At 61.1% G+C, this 19,522-nt stretch carries 16 protein-coding genes and 1 pseudogene; 9 read left to right on the top strand and 8 right to left on the bottom strand.

Annotated elements, in window-relative coordinates:
• The first annotated feature begins 232 nt into the window (after positions 1 to 232).
• Entirely contained in the window at positions 233 to 517 is a 285-nt protein-coding gene (locus B0G73_RS25430) for a hypothetical protein (RefSeq protein ID WP_106283984.1), read from the top strand.
• Between the two features lie 280 nt (positions 518 to 797).
• On the opposite strand, the gene B0G73_RS25425 is transcribed toward B0G73_RS25430, so the two are convergent.
• From B0G73_RS25425 to B0G73_RS25410, 4 genes and pseudogenes are all read right to left on the bottom strand, one after another.
• Positions 798 to 1,982 carry a Wadjet anti-phage system protein JetD domain-containing protein gene (locus B0G73_RS25425; RefSeq protein WP_106283983.1) on the bottom strand — a complete coding sequence of 395 codons (1,185 nt, stop codon included), beginning with the start codon at positions 1,980 to 1,982 and terminating at the stop codon, positions 798 to 800.
• Positions 1,979 to 3,016, bottom strand: a pseudogene (locus tag B0G73_RS25420) (SbcC/MukB-like Walker B domain-containing protein); the annotation flags it as partial. The pseudogene B0G73_RS25420 and the gene B0G73_RS25425, both read right to left, overlap by 4 nt.
• A 75-nt stretch (positions 3,017 to 3,091) precedes the next feature.
• Positions 3,092 to 4,471, bottom strand: coding sequence for a reverse transcriptase family protein (locus B0G73_RS25415; RefSeq protein WP_106283982.1), 1,380 nt, complete (start codon positions 4,469 to 4,471; stop codon positions 3,092 to 3,094).
• Between the two features lie 657 nt (positions 4,472 to 5,128).
• On the bottom strand, positions 5,129 to 5,611 hold the full coding sequence (locus B0G73_RS25410) for a GyrI-like domain-containing protein (protein ID WP_106283981.1): 483 nt from the start codon (positions 5,609 to 5,611) through the stop codon (positions 5,129 to 5,131).
• Positions 5,612 to 5,919: 308 nt separating this feature from the next.
• Here B0G73_RS25410 and eat point away from each other — a divergent pair, with 308 nt between their 5' ends.
• The 3 genes from eat to eutC are packed head-to-tail and all read left to right on the top strand — an operon-like array spanning position 5,920 to position 9,555.
• Positions 5,920 to 7,323, top strand: a complete 1,404-nt coding sequence (gene eat, locus B0G73_RS25405) for an ethanolamine permease (RefSeq protein ID WP_106283980.1) — start codon at positions 5,920 to 5,922, stop codon at positions 7,321 to 7,323.
• A 43-nt stretch (positions 7,324 to 7,366) separates the two neighbouring features.
• Positions 7,367 to 8,761 (top strand): ethanolamine ammonia-lyase subunit EutB, encoded by a 1,395-nt coding sequence (locus B0G73_RS25400; protein ID WP_106283979.1) that lies wholly within the window; start codon positions 7,367 to 7,369, stop codon positions 8,759 to 8,761.
• Positions 8,758 to 9,555 carry an ethanolamine ammonia-lyase subunit EutC gene (eutC, locus tag B0G73_RS25395; RefSeq protein ID WP_106283978.1) on the top strand — a complete coding sequence of 266 codons (798 nt, stop codon included), beginning with the start codon at positions 8,758 to 8,760 and terminating at the stop codon, positions 9,553 to 9,555. The genes B0G73_RS25400 and eutC overlap by 4 nt, the downstream gene beginning before the upstream one ends.
• 5 nt (positions 9,556 to 9,560) lie before the next feature.
• Here eutC and B0G73_RS25390 read toward each other — a convergent pair whose 3' ends face one another.
• On the bottom strand, positions 9,561 to 9,956 hold the full coding sequence (locus B0G73_RS25390) for a DUF779 domain-containing protein (protein ID WP_106283977.1): 396 nt from the start codon (positions 9,954 to 9,956) through the stop codon (positions 9,561 to 9,563).
• Between the two features lie 65 nt (positions 9,957 to 10,021).
• A complete protein-coding gene (gene adh, locus B0G73_RS25385) occupies positions 10,022 to 11,542 on the bottom strand; it encodes an aldehyde dehydrogenase (protein WP_106283976.1) in 1,521 nt (506 codons plus the stop codon).
• 334 nt (positions 11,543 to 11,876) lie between these two features.
• On the opposite strand from adh, the gene B0G73_RS25380 reads away from it, so the two are divergent.
• Positions 11,877 to 12,911 carry a helix-turn-helix domain-containing protein gene (locus B0G73_RS25380; RefSeq protein WP_106283975.1) on the top strand — a complete coding sequence of 345 codons (1,035 nt, stop codon included), beginning with the start codon at positions 11,877 to 11,879 and terminating at the stop codon, positions 12,909 to 12,911.
• 51 nt (positions 12,912 to 12,962) lie between these two features.
• Here the strand turns inward: B0G73_RS25380 and B0G73_RS41405 are convergent, their stop codons facing one another.
• The gene (locus B0G73_RS41405; protein ID WP_258193429.1) at positions 12,963 to 13,145 is read right to left on the bottom strand and encodes a zinc ribbon domain-containing protein; all 183 of its coding nucleotides are present in this window, start codon (positions 13,143 to 13,145) and stop codon (positions 12,963 to 12,965) included.
• Between the two features lie 174 nt (positions 13,146 to 13,319).
• A complete protein-coding gene (locus B0G73_RS25370; protein ID WP_374957033.1) occupies positions 13,320 to 15,671 on the bottom strand; it encodes a heavy metal translocating P-type ATPase in 2,352 nt (783 codons plus the stop codon).
• 79 nt (positions 15,672 to 15,750) lie between these two features.
• Between B0G73_RS25370 and cadR the strand changes: the two genes are divergently transcribed.
• The 4 genes from cadR (at position 15,751) to B0G73_RS25345 (ending at position 19,402) form a co-directional block, all read left to right on the top strand.
• Positions 15,751 to 16,182, top strand: coding sequence for a Cd(II)/Pb(II)-responsive transcriptional regulator (gene cadR, locus B0G73_RS25360; protein ID WP_106283971.1), 432 nt, complete (start codon positions 15,751 to 15,753; stop codon positions 16,180 to 16,182).
• Between the two features lie 115 nt (positions 16,183 to 16,297).
• Positions 16,298 to 16,498: a hypothetical protein gene (locus tag B0G73_RS25355; protein WP_012431140.1), complete on the top strand. Its 201-nt coding sequence runs from the start codon at positions 16,298 to 16,300 to the stop codon at positions 16,496 to 16,498.
• A 43-nt stretch (positions 16,499 to 16,541) separates the two neighbouring features.
• Positions 16,542 to 17,945 carry an ATP-dependent RNA helicase DbpA gene (gene dbpA, locus B0G73_RS25350; protein ID WP_106283970.1) on the top strand — a complete coding sequence of 468 codons (1,404 nt, stop codon included), beginning with the start codon at positions 16,542 to 16,544 and terminating at the stop codon, positions 17,943 to 17,945.
• A 302-nt stretch (positions 17,946 to 18,247) separates the two neighbouring features.
• Positions 18,248 to 19,402, top strand: coding sequence for a pyridoxal phosphate-dependent aminotransferase (locus tag B0G73_RS25345; protein ID WP_106283969.1), 1,155 nt, complete (start codon positions 18,248 to 18,250; stop codon positions 19,400 to 19,402).
• The last annotated feature ends 120 nt before the right edge of the window (positions 19,403 to 19,522 follow it).

Below are 19,522 nucleotides of genomic sequence, written 5' to 3'. Positions count from 1 at the left end.
ATTTCTGCCGCACACAGATTTTCGACCACCAATAAGCGGCAAGGCGGCGACCTCCCAGCGACGAGTCCTCTGGTGTCGAAGCGGGCTAACAAAGATTCGTGAATGCGAGGAATTGTCCGAACCCGGTCGCGATGCTGATTGTCCGACTCTGCAAGGTCGCATACCTGCTTTATATATGCATGCCAGTCATGCCTAAAACTATCTCGTTGGTATTGAACTCCGCGAGTTATTGATGTCGGGTACCTTTAATTTGTCAAACGACGCACTGGACATCGGCACAGGACCGGTGCTCGCGCCCGATTGCACGACCGTGTTGGATCTGGCGGGAGCAGGGTGGAAGGCGCTGGATGCTCAAAACGGCTGGGAGTCCTTCAGCGTCGACGAGCTGATCATCTGGCGGCGCTCGTTTGCGGTGGCGGCCCGCATTCAAGAAGGCAAACTTGCAGCGATTGACTGCATCTGGAATGATGGGAGTATTCGCAAAGAGGACTGGTCGGCAACAGATGAATTACTTTGACCGGTCAGGTCATTTGTCGTGATGCGATCGAAATGGTCCTAGGTACGTCGCGCGATTTCTCCCCATTGCTCGCTGAGTCATTTAACGCTCCTGGGTCAGCGGCGACTGTAGTGGCTCGCACCGGATCTGCTCAATCGTCACCGCCCCCCGCGCAGACCAATCGGACAGGTCGCTGGTGACCTACCGGTTGACCATGCGCAATGCGTCGTCGGCGCTCGAGGAGAGAACCAGTCCACCCCGCATCTGCACGGTGAAAGCAGCCATCAAACAGCAACAAACTTCACCCCCCACCCAACTTCCCAAGCGCCGCCTCCACCCATCCAAACCCAATCTTCTCCTGCTCCAGCCGCAGATTCGCACGCAAACGGTTATCGCGCAGATCGTCATACAACGCTCCCTCATCGCGATTCAACCGCGACAGATCCCGCAGCGTCTGCTTATCCTCTCGATCCCACTGCGATTCAAACGCTAGCAACGTCTCCCGGTCCATCAAGAACGATTCCACGTGGTCGAACTGATAGCGTAGCTGATCGAGAATCGCGAACCCATGCGTGTCGATATCGCCCCAGTAGTGAATCCGCCGATGCAAAAGCCATTTGGCGGCAGTCAGCATTTCAAAACCATATCCCGCGCCGAAAACAACCGCGCTGTCTTCAACTGGCGGAAAGGCCAGAAAATTAGTTTCGTTCTCGGTGATAAAAACGCGGCTGACATCGAGCTCCAGGCGAGCAAAACTGGCGGCATCGAGCGTGATGTCCTGCTCAACGCTGGCGGGATGAAACAGCGCCTTCTTCACATCCAGCACGCGAAATCGGATACGCAATGGCTTTTCCCGAAACCCATAACGCGCCGCGAACTGACCCAGACCCGACCTTTCGAAATCCACGGCTGGCTCGGGAAGCACGCTATCGAGCAATTCCGAAAGCACACCGCGATAAGCCTCGATAAATTTAGTGTGCACATTTGCGATGTCGATCTGCCTGACATACACACCGGGACGCGGATGCCGCTCCAGCCACATGCACACATCAAGCAGCCGTCCCCATACGTCCGCCAGTTCAAGCGCCCTGAGTGGTCTTTTCGCTAACCATGCAACAAGGCGCGGTTCGCGCGCGCGAGTCACATCCAGCAACAAGGCGAACCTGGCTGCATCGCGTTGTTTTCCAATCAACGCGACGGCATCCTCGAATGAGTCGATCCAGACTTCAACCGGTAACGCATTAGCGCCGAAAACCCGGTGCCGGAACTCACGCATCTCGACGCGGCAATGCGCTGCCGCCCTGAGGCTTCCACTCCACTGACGAATGTCTTGGAAGCGCTCCGTGATTTCGGCCGATGTGGGCCCTTTGAGCCCGAGACGCTTCGGGAACATAGTAGCGCCCGTAGCGAGTCCAGCAAGCAGTTCACCCCTTTCCCAGAGCCTGTTTACCTGCATGCGCAGATCTGCCGGTGTCGTCCAGCTCACGACTCGCTCCTGCCTTTTTCCTCGCGATACTCTTCGATTGAAAGATTCCGCAACCTCGATTCACGTCCCTCCTGATTGTCGACAAATCCGACTCTGGCCACAAATGGTTCGATGATATAAATCTTTTGCAGTGGGGCGACGATTAGCAATTGCAGGTTCAACTGGGCGAAAAGCCGCAGACCGTACTGCGCGGACTCGTCGGATCCGCGCCCGAATGCTTCGTCGATGACGACGAATCGGAAAGAGCGTGAGCGCACGGCGCCCCACTCGAGACCGAACTGGTAAGCGAGGCTCGCGGCCAGGATCGTATAGGCGAGCTTTTCTTTTTGCCCGCCAGACTTGCCGCCCGAGTCGGAATAGTGCTCGTGCTCGCTGTTATCCTCGCGCCAACGTTCGCTGGCGGCGAAGACGAACCAGTTGCGCACGTCAGTGACCTTCGCCGACCAGCGACGATCCTGCTCTGCCAGCCCCTCACGTCCACGAAATCGTTCGATAATCTGTTTGACTTGAAGAAACTTGGCTTCGGAATACTGGACGTCATCCGAGCCTATTAGCGTGCCTTCGGTACACGAACGCAAATCGCTCTGAAAGTCGCGGATCTCTGCGTCCTGACTCAACTGCGCTTCCAGAACGATATAACGGCCGGCGTTATAGTCGATCTGCGTGAGCGACTCGTTGATCAACGCAATCCGCTCCCGTATCGTCTCGCGTTCGCGCGCCAGCTGGGACTGGAAGTTGGCCACTTCGCGAATGGTGTTCTCATTGAGCAAATCGTTGAAGCGGGGCTTCGAAGCGTGGAAAATCGTCTGCTTTCAACGTGTTCAGCATGGCGCGATATTCTTGCGCGGCTTCAATGGCAGCATCCACTTCCTGCGTCTCGAGCGGAAAGCTGTGCAATATTCGCGCATGGCGACCACGATCTTCTCGCGCTGGCGCGAAACTTTCTTGTCCTCGGCGTCGATACCGTCCTGCAGCCATTTGCGCATTTCGCTCTCGCGATTGTCACAGGATTCGACGGTCAATTGATGCTTGCCGCAAGTCAAGGATCGATGAAGAACCATGTATTTGGCACGGACTGCCGCCCCGTGACCCTAGGCGTAACCGAATCCTCAGCGACTTGCCTCACCGTTAGAACCAGCCCCAACCTCGCTCCCCTCATCCCACTCGACCCGCTCAAACAAAGCCCTCAGCTTCGCACCTCTCGCCGCATTCACCATGGCGACATGCGCAACCCGCCCCGCAAGATGCGCCCGAAAATCCGCATGATCATCCCGATTCTGCGAGCGCGGCCCATGCCGTGCGCAATTGGTCAGCAAGGCTTTCAGCGCATCGAACTCCGGCCGCGCCACATTCGCATGGCTGTTAACCACCACCCCGGCCAGATGCTGCCGCGCACCGCGCCGCATCACGCGCGTCTTCCTCAGATTGACCGAAAACCCTTCTTCGAGGGCAATCGCCGCGACACGAACGGTTAAGCGCTCCGCCATACGAGCAAGATTTTCGTCACCGGAAAACGCCAGGTCATCGGCATACCGCGTGTAACTCGCACCGACCGAACGCGCCAGACCCGCAAGCCGAACATCAAGCCGAAAAGCGCACAGATTCGCCAACGCCGGTGACGTCGGCGCGCCCTGCGGCAAATGCCGGTTCCGATACCGCTGCCGCTCCTGCCAATCGATCCGGTCGCGCACATCCGGCGCGAGCAAGCGGCTGCTCGGGATACGATTGGTACACAATGCAGTCAATGTCCTCGCAACGGCGAGCGGGTAGCCCAACACGTGAAAAGCGGAGTAAACGCGTCCCGCATGGACTGACGCAAAGAAGTCAGTAAGATCAAAGCGCATCACCACCGCTTTCGCCACATGCGGCGCGGCAAAAGTCACGATATTCCGGCCACGTCGAAAACCATGCGCCGATTCGTGAGCTGGAATACGGTCGAGCAAACCTGACAACACTTTGCGTTGCAAAGCCCGCAGTCGCGATTTGGGAATCTCAATGATCCTGCATCGACCGTCGCACTTCTCGATCGCCTTGTACGAATAGTGGTGAAGCGGGGTCGCCGCGCTGTGTGCCGGCACGCGCCAGCGATCGGCAAACCAGTCCAATTCGTCCGGCTCGACTTTTAACCACGCAGCCAGATCGCCAAGTGTGGGCAGCTGCGGCAGCATTACGTCGCGCAACCATGGCGGAGGCGGTCGCTGAAAAGGCAGCCGTGTCAGCACGCGAACCACGGTCGGCGGCTGCTCGCTGCGCCACGCTGAAACGAAGCCGGGCATCCCGGCCACGACCGTCGACAACTCCTTGCGCCCGACGCTATCCCACCGCGCAGCAAATCTCTTCGCCACGTGGCGCGCCAATCCGTTCATCCAGCCGGCGGCCTCGCCTAATGCGAGCGTCATCCGCTCGACCATTCCCGCAGGCTCAGCCGGGCCGGCCAGCATGGCATCGGCAATCGCGTAAGTGACGTGTTGCAGCGAAGATAAGGACATAGCAAAAGAAGGCGGGGCGGCCAGTCAACGCGTCTTGTGCTGCGTGAGCTCTCTTGCGCAACGCGCAACTGAGGCTCATGCGACGAACTGCGGAGGAGTGTCGATCCACGGGGTAGCCCCGTAGTGCCCGGAACCGATGCGGCCTGTATCCAGGCGTGCTTGACCAGCCGTCCCGCGTGGCGACGATAAGCGAGCGACCCGGAGCTTGTCAACGCGTTGGCCGTATGAAGCGATTTTTCGCCATAGATGAACGGCGGAAATCTGACGGTCGCGTCGTCGAACGGAACTGACACAGCGTATGTTCGTGCAGAGTCAACAAGATGCGTTGGGCGACGCCAAGTCCGCCGGGTTATCCACAGCCCCCTCTGGACAACTCTTGTACAAGCCACCTGACACATTGTGGGTGAAACCTTGATAAGAACGCCACGTCGCCAGGCCGCACAAAAGTTGTCCCTGGCTCCGTGTTCCTGTCCGAGCACGCTCCGCAGGGTTATCGATTCCGCAGTGCCTTGATCCGTCAACGAAGTTTCAGGTTATCCACAGCAGGATGAGAGGCTTGTTAACTATTACTACGTATACATATACAAAGACTATAAAAACCAGAGAGGCATCCGCGCGGCACGCTGCACGAGCGTGCATAGCCGGGCAGGTATACGCTCAAGCCAGCGGTAAACAGATCTCCGTGATGAGATCCGCAGGCGCCGTATCCTTCGGGCTATTCCCATACTCCTCGAATACCGGCGCGTCCGCCGCCTCTCGCCCGGACTGCACGAGCCATGTCCCGTACAGCCACTCATACGCGGCACGCATATCGCTATACGGTCCTTGATGTCGCAACACCGCGTACTCACCACCTTTCACATGCGCCACCGAAACCGGCGGACTCACCGTCACGGACGCCTGAACCGGATGCGGCAACAACACACCGGCCTTCGAGCGCAACTCGCTTTCTGCAACAACGCCGGGATCGTCGTAGTAAACACCGATCATGCGCATCTCAGCCGCGAGTAAATTGTGTTTCGCGAGCCAGCCGAACAGCGCATCGAACGCCTTGCCGATCTGCATATACGGCCCAACGTGATCGACCGACAAAACTTCCATCGGCTCCACGTGACGAATCACCACTTCACGCATCGTCATTTGATCGTCTCCTGATAGTGCCGGCCGAAACCGGCTATGCGTGGTGAATACAAAATGGCCACAAAAATTGTCGAACGGATGCGGACGAAAGTACCACGCGCCCCTTTACCAAATCCTGCGAACTTCAGTCGAGTGCCCGTTGAACGTGATACTCAATTAAGCGCCCGCTGACACCGAAACTGCCCAGAACTTTGCCGAATTTCGATAACACCTCGAATAATGGCTCACTACCATCGGCTCAAGCCTGTCCGCCCGTGCACCGCAAAGCCTTGCGGCGTCGGGCTGCCGGCACTATCAGGGAGCGTCCGATGAAATCAGAGTCGAAGAATCAGCACGTCGGCAAAGTCACGCATCACGAGTTGAAGCAGACGCTCGGCACGTGGCAACTGTGGGGCATCGCGGTCGGCCTCGTCATTTCCGGCGAATATTTCGGTTGGAGCTATGGCTGGGCGAGCGCCGGCACGCTCGGCTTTGTCATCACGGCGATTTTCATTGCCGCGATGTATACGACGTTCATTTTCAGTTTCACCGAGCTCACCACGTCGATTCCGCATGCGGGCGGTCCGTTCGCCTACGCCCGCCATGCGTTCGGCCCAACCGGCGGTTATCTGGCCGGCGCGGCGACGCTGGTGGAGTTTGTGTTTGCGCCGCCGGCCATCGCGCTTGCGATCGGCGCGTATCTGCACGTGCAGTTTCCTGGTCTCGAGCCTAAACACGCGGCGATGGGCGCCTACCTTATCTTCATGGCGCTGAATATCGTGGGCGTGCAGATCGCCGCGGCGTTCGAATTGTGCGTGACGCTGCTCGCGATCTTCGAACTGCTGGTTTTCATGGGCGTCGTGTCGCCCGGCTTTCAGTGGTCGAATTTCACCAAGGGCGGCTGGTCGGGTGCCGATACCTTCAGCATGGGCTCGTTTCACGGCATGTTCGCGGCGATTCCGTTCGCCATCTGGTTTTTCCTGGCGATCGAAGGCGTGGCCATGGCCGCCGAGGAAGCCAAGAACCCGAAGCGCTCGATTCCGATCGCCTACGTCGCCGGCATTCTGACGCTCGTGGTGCTCGCCATCGGCGTGATGGTGTTTGCCGGCGCGGCAGGCGACTGGACCAAGCTGTCCAACATCAACGATCCGCTGCCGCAGGCGATGAAATACATCGTCGGCGAACATAGCGGCTGGATGCATATGCTCGTGTGGCTCGGCCTGTTCGGGCTGGTCGCCTCGTTTCACGGCATTATCCTCGGCTATTCGCGGCAAATTTTCGCGCTGGCTCGCGCCGGCTATCTGCCGGAGTGGCTCTCGAAAGTGCATCCGCGTTTCAAGACGCCGCATCGCGCGATCATTGCGGGCGGCGTGGTCGGCATCGCCGCGATCTACAGCGACGAACTGATCCAGTTCGGCGGCCAGACGCTGACGGCGAACATCGTGACGATGTCGGTATTTGGCGCTATCGTGATGTATATCATCAGCATGTTGTCGCTGTTCAAGCTGCGCCGCACCGAACCGAATATGGAGCGCCCGTTCCGCGCGCCGCTGTTTCCGGTCTTCCCGGCGTTCGCACTGGTGGCGGCGGTCATCTGTCTGGCGACAATGGTCTACTTCAATTTTCTGGTGGCGATCGTGTTCGCAATCTTTCTCGCACTGGGCTACGTCTACTTCCTGATGACGCGCCATCAACGCGAAGCCGCGCCGTCCGACGCCTTGCTCGAGGAATGACGGATCAAGCCGCTGCGCAAGCAGCGGCGATGGAGTCGTAAAGATGAGCTACACCGAGACGATCGGCAGCCGCACCTATCGCTTTGCCGACCTGAAGACCCTGCTGGCGAAGGCCAGCCCGCAACGCTCCGGCGACCAACTCGCGGGCGTGGCGGCCGCGAGCGAGGAAGAACGCGTCGCGGCCAAGATGGCGCTCGCGCAGGTGCCGCTGCGCACCTTCCTCAACGAGGCGCTGATTCCCTACGAAAGCGACGAAGTCACGCGTCTCGTGATCGACGATCATTCGCCGCAGGCGTTCGCCGAGATATCTCACCTCACGGTCGGCGACTTTCGCAACTGGCTGCTGAGCAGCACCACGGATGCCGACGCGCTCACGCGTATCACCGCGGGTCTGACACCGGAGATGGTCGCGGCGGTGTCCAAGCTGATGCGCAATCAGGATCTGATCGCGGCGGCGCGCAAACGTCCGGTGATTACGCGGTTTCGAAACACAGTCGGTTTACCGGGGCACATGTCGGTGCGTTTGCAACCGAATCATCCGACCGACGACGTCAAAGGCATCGCCGCCTCGATGCTCGACGGCCTCATGTACGGGTGCGGCGACGCGATGATCGGCATCAACCCGGCGAGCGACAATCTCGCCGCGATCACCAAATTGCTGCTGATGATCGACGACTTCCGCCAACGCTATCAGGTGCCGACGCAATCGTGCGTGCTGACTCACGTCACCAACACGATTGCCGCAATCGAAAAAGGCGCGCCAGTCGATCTGGTGTTTCAATCGATTGCGGGTACGGAGAAAGCGAACGCGGGCTTTGGCATTTCGCTCGCGCTGCTGCAGGAAGCGTATGAAGCGGGACTCTCCTTGAAGCGCGGGACGGTCGGCAATAACCTGATGTACTTCGAAACCGGTCAGGGCAGCGCTTTGTCGGCGGATGCGCATTTCGGCGTGGACCAGCAGACGTGCGAAGTGCGCGCTTATGCGGTCGCGCGCAAGTTCAATCCTTTTCTGGTGAACACTGTGGTCGGCTTCATCGGCCCGGAGTATCTGTACGACGGTAAGCAGATCACCCGCGCCGGTCTTGAGGATCACTTCTGCGGCAAACTGCTTGGCGTGCCGATGGGTTGCGACATCTGCTACACGAATCACGCTGAAGCCGACCAGGACGACATGGACAATCTGCTCACGCTGCTTGGCGTAGCGGGCATCAACTTCATCATGGGCATTCCAGGCGCGGACGACGTCATGCTCAACTATCAGAGCACGTCTTTCCACGACGCGCTTTATGTGCGCGATGTACTCGGCTTGCGCCGCGCGCCGGAATTCGAAGAATGGCTGGAGTCGATGCAGATCACCGACACGCGCGGCGCGCTGCTGAGCGCATCGACACAGCAACCGTTGCTCGAAGGCGCGCGCGACTGGATGGGCATCGCATGAGCGACTTCCTCGAAAAGAATCCCTGGAACGCGCTGCGGCAATTCACCAACGCGCGCATCGCGCTGGGCCGCGCGGGCAATAGCTTGCCGACCGCGCCGCTGCTTGCGTTCAACCTGTCGCACGCGCAGGCGCGCGACGCCGTGCATCATCCGCTCGATACCGACGTGCTGCATGGGCAATTGCGCGCGCAAAACTTCAAGACGCTCGATGTGCATAGCGCCGCGCCGGATCGTGAGCATTATTTGCGGCGTCCCGATCTCGGGCGGCGTTTATCGGAAGAGAGTCGCGTGGCTCTGGCAGCGGTGCAGAACGATTCCCCCGAAGTGGTCTTCGTGATCGGCGATGGTCTTTCGGCGTTCGCAGCGGCGAAGCAATCGATCCCTTTGCTGCAAGCTGCCGTTCCGCGACTCGCGGACTGGAAGATTGGCCCAGTCGTGATCGCGCGTCAGGCGCGCGTCGCGTTGGGTGACGAGATCGGCGAGTTGCTCAATGCAAAGTTGGTGGTGATGCTGATCGGTGAGCGGCCAGGTTTGAGTTCGCCCGACAGCCTCGGCGTCTATTTGACGTACGCGCCCAAAGTGGGCTGTAGCGACGCCCAGCGCAACTGTATTTCGAATGTGCGTCCTGAAGGCCTCGACTTTCCGCTGGCCGCGCACAAGCTGCACTATCTGCTGACGCATGCAAGGCGTTTGGGTTTGACCGGCGTCGGCCTGAAAGACGACAGCGATGCGCTGCTGGCCGATACACCAGCGGCGCCCGCCGTCAGCGACGATTCAAAATCAGGCACACCATAAAACGATCAAGCATCGGCGCGTTCCACCGGATGCGTTTCCAGCCACGCATTCTCTCCGTCCTCGAAAAGACGGGAGCGCGTCAAGAACCGTAGACCACTGGGCCGCTCCAGTGAAAACATTCCGCCGTTCCCCGGCACTGCGTCGATGATCAACTGCGTGTGCTGCCAGTATTCGAATTGCGATTCGCTCATGTAAAACGGCACGCCCGAAATCGTGCCGAGTTTGACATCGGACGAGCCGACCATGAACTCGCCTTGAGGAAACATCATCGGCGCGCTGCCGTCGCAGCATCCACCCGATTGATGGAACAGCACCTCGCCATGCTCGGCGCGCAACTTGTCGATCAGGTCGACAGCCGCAGGCGTTGCGATCACGCGGGCAACTTCTTTCTCGGCAGCCATCACATGTCCTCGCAGAAAAAAGAGCGAGCCGCGCGATGCGGCCCGCTCGAACAGGAACGCGACGCTTAGAAGAAACCGAGCGGCTTGTCGCTATAGCTGACCAGCAGGTTTTTGGTTTGCTGATAGTGGTCGAGCATCATCTTGTGATTCTCACGTCCGATGCCGGACTGCTTATAGCCGCCGAATGCCGCATGCGCCGGATAGGCGTGATAGCAGTTGGTCCACACGCGGCCTGCCTGAATCTGCCGGCCGAAACGATAGGCGCGCGTGCCGTCACGTGTCCACACGCCGGCGCCGAGACCGTAGAGCGTGTCGTTGGCGATTTCGAGCGCTTCTTCTTCGGTCTTGAACGTCGTGACGGACACCACTGGTCCGAAAATTTCTTCCTGGAAGATGCGCATCTTGTTGTGGCCGCGGAACACGGTCGGCTTCACGTAATAGCCTTTGCTCAATTCACCGCCGAGCGCATTGCGTTCGCCACCGATCAGGCATTGGGCGCCTTCCTGTTTGCCGAGATCGACATACGAGAGAATCTTTTCCAACTGTTCCTGCGAGGCCTGCGCGCCGATCATCGTCTTGGTGTCGAGCGGATGCCCTTGCGTGATCGCCGCGACGCGCTTGAGCGCACGCTCCATGAAGCGATCGTAGATCTTTTCATCGATCAACACGCGCGACGGACACGTGCACACTTCGCCCTGATTCAGCGCAAACATTGTGAAGCCTTCGAGCGCCTTGTCGAAATAGCTGTCGTCGGCGCTCATCACGTCGTCGAAGAAAATATTCGGGCTCTTGCCGCCGAGTTCGAGCGTCACGGGAATGATGTTCTGGCTCGCGTACTGCATGATCAGGCGACCGGTCGTGGTCTCGCCGGTAAACGCGATCTTGGCGATGCGCTTGCTGGAGGCGAGCGGCTTGCCGGCCTCGAGACCAAAACCGTTCACCACGTTCAGCACGCCTGCGGGCAACAGGTCGTGAATCAGTTCGACGAGCACGAGAATCGAAGCGGGCGTCTGCTCGGCCGGCTTGAGCACGACGCAGTTGCCGGCGGCGAGTGCGGGTGCAAGCTTCCATACGGCCATCAGGATCGGGAAATTCCACGGAATGATCTGGCCGACCACGCCGAGCGGTTCATGAAAGTGATACGCGACGGTGTCGTGATCGATCTCGGAGATCGAGCCTTCCTGCGCGCGCACGGCGCCGGCGAAATAGCGGAAGTGATCGATGGCGAGCGGAATGTCGGCGGCCATGGTTTCGCGCAGCGGCTTGCCGTTGTCGATCGTCTCGGCCACGGCGAGACGCTGCAGGTTCGCTTCCATCCGGTCGGCAATGCGCATCAGAATGTTCGAGCGGTCGCCGGCGGAGGTTTTTCCCCACGCGGCTTTCGCACGATGCGCCGCATCGAGCGCGAGTTCGACGTCGGCTTCGCGCGAACGTGGGATCGACGTGAAAGCTTCACCGGTGATCGGCGACACGTTGTCGAAGTACTCGCCGCCTACGGGCTTCACCCATTCGCCGCCGATAAAATTCGCATACTGCTTCTTGTACGGGAATTCGGTGGTCAGAAATTGCATCTCTGCGTGATTCATCTGTGTGCTCCTCACATGTTTGAATGGGCTATATTCGGCTCGATATATCGATTGGCCGCGAACGGCTAGAGCCAGAAGTGTGCCAATGCACCGCGCAGGTGATCCTTGCACGTGTAGCAGGCACTCGCGCACGGTAAGAGGCGTCACGCTGATCAACCGGCGCAAGGTGAGCGTTTCGTTTCTGAGCAAGGTGTGCAGCGCTGTTCATCCGTTGAACATGGGCTTTGAGGTCTGCCGATACAAACGCGTGAGCAGGCACCGGATTCGTTCGGCATGGGAATTGCCTGTTCTTTCCCTTCGATCCTCCTCGATATTCCATTTGGGCAGGTCCGGTATGACGATTGATACGCTCAGCGACACCCTGTTCAGCCCGACGCTCACGCCGCAGCCGAGCTTCCGCGTGCAGACCTGCGTCGCGCACGATGCCGACGAACAGGCGCGCAATCTCCACGGCTGGAGCCAGACCTACGATCAGTTGACGGCGGGATGTTTTGTCGGCGGCCTGACGGAGCTGTGCCTCGATCACATGCAGGTGTTCGTCGAAACGACCAGTCACACGCTGCGGCAAACCTGCGAGGTGCAAAAGGACGCGTACTGGTTCGGTATCCCGACTTGCCCCGCGGGTTCGGGGCGCATCGACGCTCAGGTGATTGCCGGCGACGCGCTCGCGTTTCGTCCGGGCGGTATCGAATTCGAATTGCTGACCTCGGCGGGTTACGAGATTTTTGGCGTGGTGGTCAAAGGCGAAGTGCTGCGCCGTTACGCGGCGGAAGTGGAGCGCGTCGGGCTGGCCGATCATGTGCCGAACACGCAAGTCGTGCCGATCGGCATGGCTCGCAAGCAGCAGTTGTGCGCCACGCTGCGTCAACTGCTCGACGATGGCGCGGCGCGCGGCACGCCGCTCTCTTCGGTCGCGCGCAACAATCTGCAGGCTTCGGTGCTGGCTTTGCTCTTCGACGTCGGCGCGTTGCCCGGCTCGGAGCCGGTGGCGATGCCGGCGCGGCCACGCCGTCAGTCGATCGTGTCGGAAGCGCGCGACTATGTGCTGGTCAATCGCGAGCGGGCAGTGAGTGTGCCGGAGTTGTGCGAGCAACTCCATGTGAGCCGGCGCACGCTGCAATACTGCTTTCAGGACGTGTTCGGCATGGCGCCTGCCACGTATCTGCGCGCCATCCGTCTGAATGGCGCGCGGCGCGATCTGTCGAATGCGTCGCGCGAATCACGCTCGGTGCAGGACGTGGCCGCGGCGTGGGGCTTCTGGCACTTGAGCCAGTTCGCAACCGATTACCGGAAGCTCTTTGGCATGCGGCCTTCGGATACGTTGAAGGCCGCGATCGGCTCGGTTAACCGGGTTGCGTTGGCGCATTAGTCTGAACGGAACTGTGGCACGCAGGCCCGGGTCATCGTCCCTGCTTCAAGCCTATGTCGCGGTCCCGCACTGCTGACAGAACTTCGCTCCAGGCGCAATGGAAGCGCGGCAAGCGCCGCACGTCGCCGGCATGAGCGAGGTTCCGCACTGCTGGCAGAAGCGCGCACCTTGCGCGTTGGCGGTCCGGCACCGCGGACAAGACGCCCCCGCGCTGCTGGTTGGAGACGGCGGCATGCCGTGGCCGGATTGATCGCCGTATGATCCGTGACGATTGCCGCGGCCCCAGGCGTCATGACCGCCGCCGTGACCTCCTCCATGACCACCGCCACTATGGTGGCCGCCGAGCATTTTTTCCCAGAATCCCATTTCGCGACTCCCTTCGTCAAATCACAAAAAACTGCCGCACCGTTATTTGCGCAACAGCCGCAACCCGTTCGCCACCACCAGCAGACTCGCACCGACATCGGCGAACACGGCCATCCACATCGTGCCCAGACCGGTCACGGCCAGCACGAGGAAGACGCTCTTGATGCCGAGCGCGAGCGCGATGTTCTGCACCAGCACCGAATGCGTCGCCCTCGACAGACGAATGAACGACGGGATCTTGCGCAGGTCGTCGTCCATCAGCGCGACGTCCGCGGTTTCGATCGCGGTGTCGGTGCCCATCGCGCCCATCGCGAAGCCGATGTCGGCACGTGCCAGCGCGGGCGCGTCGTTGATGCCGTCACCGACCATGCCGACCGTCGCGCCATCGTTCGACCACCGTGCGACTGCGTTAAGCTTGTCTTCCGGCAACTGGTCGCCACGCGCTTCGTCGATACCCACCTGCTGCGCGATCGCGGCGGCGGTGTGCGGGTTGTCGCCGGTGAGCATGGCGGTGCTCACGCCGAGCCGCTGCAAATCGGCGATTGCCGCGCGGCTCGTTTCCTTCACTGTGTCGGCGACCGCGAACAGCGCCAGCACGCGTTCGGCGTCCACCAGCATCACGACCGTCTTGCCCTGAGTTTCGAGCGCATCCAGCCGCGCTTCGAGCGACGCGGAGCAGCGTCCCAGTTCTTCGATCAGCCGATGATTGCCGAGCCAGTACGGCACGCCGTCTATCTCGCCACGCACGCCGCGTCCCGTGATTGCCTCGAAGGCGTCGACGGTGATGGGCGCCAGACCGTCGGCTTTGGCTGCCGTCGCGATAGCCGTCGAGACAGGATGATCGGAGCGCCCCGCGAGACTCGCTGCGAGTGTGCGGCAACGGAGAGCGTCGATCTCAGCGAGTATTTCGAACTCGGTCTGTACGGGTTTGCCGTGCGTGAGCGTGCCGGTTTTGTCGAGCGCGAGCCGCGTCAGCTTGCGGCCTTGCTCGAGATAGGCGCCGCCCTTGATCAGAATGCCTTTGCGGGCCGCCGCGGCAAGACCGCTGACGATCGTCACCGGCGTGGAGATCACGAGCGCGCATGGGCACGCGATCACCAGCAGCACCAGCGCCTTGTAGACCCACGCCTGCCACGAACCGTCGAACAGCAGCGGCGGCACGATGGCCACGGCAAGCGCGACGGCGAACACGATCGGCGTATACACGCGGGCGAACTGGTCGACGAAACGCTGCGTCGGCGCCTTGGTGCCTTGCGCTTCCTCGACTGCGTGGATGATGCGTGCGAGTGTCGTGTTGCTGGCGGCAGCGGTGACACGATAGTCGAACGAGCCGGTCTGGTTGATCGTGCCGGCGAACACCGCGTCGCTCACGGCCTTATCGACCGGCAGGCTTTCGCCGGTGATCGGCGCCTGGTCCACGCTCGAGCGGCCCGCGACGATTTCGCCGTCGAGTGCGATCCGCTCGCCCGGCTTCACGCGAACCACGGCGCCGATCGCAATGGCCTTGAGATCCACTAGTCGCCAGGTGCCGTCGAGTTGCCGGACGCTCGCCTGTTCAGGCGTGAGTTGCATCAAACCCTGGATCGCATTGCGGGCGCGGTCGAGCGATTTCACCTCGATCAGTTCGGCGATGGTGAACAGCACCATCACCATCGCGGCTTCCGGCCACTGACGCAGAACCAGTGCGCCGGTCACCGCGATGCTCATCAGCGCGTTGATGTTCAGGTTGCCGTTGCGGATCGCGAGCCAGCCCTTCTTATACGTCGTGAGGCCGCAGGAGACGATGGCGAGGATCGCCAGACCCGCAGGCAGCCAGGCCGGTGCGCCGAGCCAGCCAGCGGCCTCTGAACCTGCCGCGGCCACGCCGGCGAGCGCCAGCGGCCACCACGGCTTGGGCGACGCGTGCGGCGCAGGCGTGCCTGCGGCGTCCGGACTGGCGTCAGCGAGTTCGGGCGTGAAATCGAGCGAACGCAGCGCGGTGAGGATCGAATGGAGCGCTTCCGGCGCGTGGACGACCGTCAGGACGCGCTGCATCAGGTTGAATTCCATGCTGCGCACGTGCGGCATGCGGCTGAATTTCTTGCGGATCAGCGCTTCTTCGGTCGGGCAATCCATCTGCATGATGCGGATGGCGGTGCGCATGTTGCTGCCGATGGCCTCGGATGGCGGCAGTGCGGCCGGTGCGGCTGCCGTTGTTGCTGCTCCTGTGCTGCAACACGCCGCATCGGCATGACTGTGGACGGGCGCGTGGCTCGGGCCGTCGTGAGCATGGTCGTGATCGTGCGCGTCGTGGCGATGGCCGCAGTTGGGGGCATGCACGTCCCCTTCGTGCCCGTCCGCATGCGCTTTCGCCTGTTCAAGGCGGTCGACGTCGGCGTGGTCGGTTTGAGGCATGGTGGCTTCCTGGTTCGATTTGTGGTCTAGTAAACACCCTGAAGCCACTACAAGGTCAAGGCTGCCAGCCGGAGGGTCCATGAAAATCGGCGAATTGGCGAAAATCGCCCATTGCACGACCGAAACCATCCGTTTCTACGAAAAAGAGGGCTTGTTGCCCGAAGCGGAGCGCACCGAGGCCAATTACCGCAGCTACACGGCGAAGCACGTCGAGCGGCTGCGTTTCATCCGTAATTGCCGCGCGCTCGACATGACCCATGACGAAATCCGTGCGCTGCTGCGTCTGACCGACGCACCGGCGGACGGCTGTGGCGGCATCAATGCCTTGATCGACGAGCACATTGCGCACGTCGATATGCGCATCGACGAACTGAAGCAGCTGAAAGTGCAATTGACCACCTTGCGCGAGCAGTGCCACGGCGAACAGGCCGTGGAAGACTGCGGCATCGTGCAGGGCCTCGCCGAGATGGATGTGAGCGCGCCGCGCGCGCGGCATACGCATCTCGGTTGATGTGCCGGGTTGACGTGCATCAGCCGTCGCCACCGTGGCAGCAACCGTCCCATTCACGGCCGGGCCGTCCGTACGGCTCGCCGGACAAGCAATCGAATCCAGTTGGAGAATCAACGTGTTTACCTGTAGAAACCAGTCCTGCCAGGCGCAGTGGGAGCAATCGGACGTCGTCATCAAGAACGAAGGGCAGGGCCTCCTGTTCCGTTGCCCGATGTGCGGCGCGCGCAATTACGTCGAGCGTTTCGACGGGGACGATGGCTCGGTGCTGTACGAGCAGATCGAAGGCCGTCCCGACACCGGCCCGATGGCGGAATAATCGTTGTCCCTAGCCGCCTATCCGCTTTGCGAGTCATCACCCTATGAACAGTCCCACCACCGCCGGCGCGCCGTTTAGCCAGCTACCGCTGCCGCCCGCGACGCTCGCCAACCTGACGCAGCTCGGCTACGTCGAGATGACGCCGATTCAGGCCGCAAGTCTGCCGATCGCGCTCGCCGGCCACGATCTGATCGCCCAGGCGAAAACCGGCAGCGGCAAGACCGCGGCGTTTTCGCTGGCGCTGCTGGCGCGCCTCGACGCGCGCAACTTCGCCGTGCAGGCGATGGTGCTATGCCCCACGCGCGAACTCGCCGATCAGGTCACGCAGGAAATCCGCCGCCTCGCGCGCGCCGAAGAAAACATCAAGGTGCTGACGCTGTGCGGCGGCACGCCGATGCGTCCGCAAACGGCCAGCCTCGAACACGGCGCGCACATCGTGGTCGGCACGCCGGGCCGCATCATGGATCACCTCGAGCGCGGCAGCCTGCCGCTGCAATCGCTCAACACGCTGGTGCTCGACGAAGCGGACCGCATGCTCGACATGGGTTTCTTCGACGACATCGCCACCGTCGTGAAGCAATGCCCGAAAGAACGCCAAACGCTGCTGTTTTCGGCGACGTATCCCGAAGGCATCGTCAAGCTGAGCCAGCAGTTCCTGCGCAATCCGAAGGAAGTGAAGCTCGCCGAGCGGCACGACAACACCAAGATTCGTCAGCGCTTCTATGAAGTGACTGAAGACGGGCGGCTGCACGCCGTCGGTCTGCTGCTGAATCACTATCGTCCGGTGAGCACGCTCGCGTTCTGCAACACCAAGCAGCAGTGCCGCGATCTGCTCGACGTGCTGCGCGCGCAGGGTTTTCATGCGCTCGCGCTGCACGGCGAACTCGATCAGCGCGAACGCGATCAGGTGCTGATCCAGTTTGCCAATCGCAGCTGCTCGGTGCTGGTAGCCACCGACGTCGCCGCGCGCGGTCTCGACATCGCTCAGCTCGAAGCCGTGATCAACGTGGACGTGACGCCGGATCCGGAAGTGCACGTTCACCGCATCGGCCGTACGGGCCGCGCCGATCAGGAAGGCTGGGCGCTGAGTCTCGCGAGCATGAACGAGATGGGCCGCGTCGGCAGTCTCGAACAGGCGCAAAAGCGCGAGGTCGAATGGCACAAGCTGTCCGAACTGACCGCAGCGAGCAATGAGCGGCTGTTGCCGCCCATGGAGACGCTGCAGATTCTCGGCGGTCGCAAGGAAAAGATCCGTCCCGGCGACGTGCTCGGCGCGCTGACCGGCGAGGCGGGTTTCGCCGGCTCGCAGATCGGCAAGATCAACGTGACGGAAATGTCCACCTACGTCGCGGTGGAGCGTAGCGTCGCGCGTGAAGCGTTGCGCAAGCTCAGCGCCGGCAAGGTAAAGGGCAAAAAAGTCAAAGTTCGTTTGATGGACGACGCCTGATAGACGGCGAGGCCGGTCGCGAGCGCTCCGCTCGAGACCGGCCGCATCACATTACGTCATACCTCTGCAGTTCTCCGCACTTCTCGTGCGGCCTCGCTTCTTCCCCGAAAGTACCGATCCGACCGGCTTTGCCCATGGCGGCGCGCCTTCGCGTGAGGCATGACGTAAATGCATGCCGCGCATGACAAAGTTTCGATTGTGACGGTTCTTTGGCTGATGCCTAATCACCAAACCGGAAGGGACCGCCGCGCAGCTGGCTGTTCCGTGAATCCGCTGCCGGATGGAGAAAGGGAGAAAGCCTTATGCAGAGCGCCACGCAAGCCCGCTCGAAGTTGCCTGACGTAGGCACGACGATTTTTACCGTGATCGGTCAACTGGCCGCTCAGCACGACGCGCTGAATCTATCGCAAGGCGCGCCGAATTTCGCGCCGGACGCCAAACTGATCGACGGCGTCGCCCAGGCCATGCGCGCCGGTCATAACCAGTACGCGCCGATGGCCGGCATCGCCGCCTTGCGCGAAGTGCTCGCCGACAAGGTCGCCACGCTATACGGCGTGCGCTATGACCCGGCGAGCGAAGTCACCGTGATCGCCAGCGCAAGCGAAGGACTGTATTCGACGATCAGCGCGTTGGTGCATCCGGGCGACGAAGTGATCTACTTCGAGCCCTCGTTCGACAGCTACGGGCCGATCGTGCGACTGCAAGGCGCCACGCCCGTGCCGATCAAGCTGTCGCTGAACGACTTCCGCGTGAACTGGGACGAGGTCGCCGTCGCGATCACGCCGAAGACTCGCATGATCATCATCAACACGCCGCACAATCCGACCGCGACCGTGTTCAGCGAAGCCGACGTCGAACGCCTGAAAGCCGTTACGCGCAACACCGATATCGTGATTCTCGCCGACGAGGTCTACGAACACGTGGTGTTCGACGGCGCGAAACATCAGAGCATGGCTTGTCATTCCGAGCTCGCCGAACGCAGTGTGATCGTCTCGTCGTTCGGCAAGTCCTATCACGTGACCGGCTGGCGCGTCGGTTACTGCCTCGCGCCCGCTGCGTTGATGGACGAGATTCGCAAAGTCCATCAGTTCATGGTGTTTTCCGCCGATACACCGATGCAGTACGCGTTCGTCGACGCATTGGCCAATCGCGACAGCTACCTCGGTTTGTCCGCGTTCTATCAGAAGAAGCGCGATCTGCTCGCCGAGGCGCTGTGCGAATCGCGCTTCGAGTTGTTGCCGAGCGAAGGTAGCTTCTTCATGCTCGCGCGTTTTCGCGGCTTCTCCGAGGAAAGCGATAGCGATTTCGTGCTGCGGCTGATTCGCGACGCGCGTGTCGCCACCATTCCGCTGTCGGCGTTTTATACCGATGGTACGGACTCCGGCTTGATCCGCCTAAGCTTCTCGAAGGACGATGCGACCTTGATCGAAGGTGCGCGGCGTCTTTGCGAGATCTGATCGGAAAGACGACACGGCTCCGCGAGGCGGCTGCGTTTTTTGAACGAAGTATGATCGTCGCGCGGGTACGCATTAGCGCGCCGCAAGGCGGCGTAACAACAAAATCGAAGGAAAAGGGAC

This window comes from Paraburkholderia sp. BL25I1N1 (genome assembly GCF_003002025.1).
In the GTDB taxonomy this organism is placed as follows: domain Bacteria; phylum Pseudomonadota; class Gammaproteobacteria; order Burkholderiales; family Burkholderiaceae; genus Paraburkholderia.
This window is presented reverse-complemented; position numbering and strand designations above follow the sequence as displayed.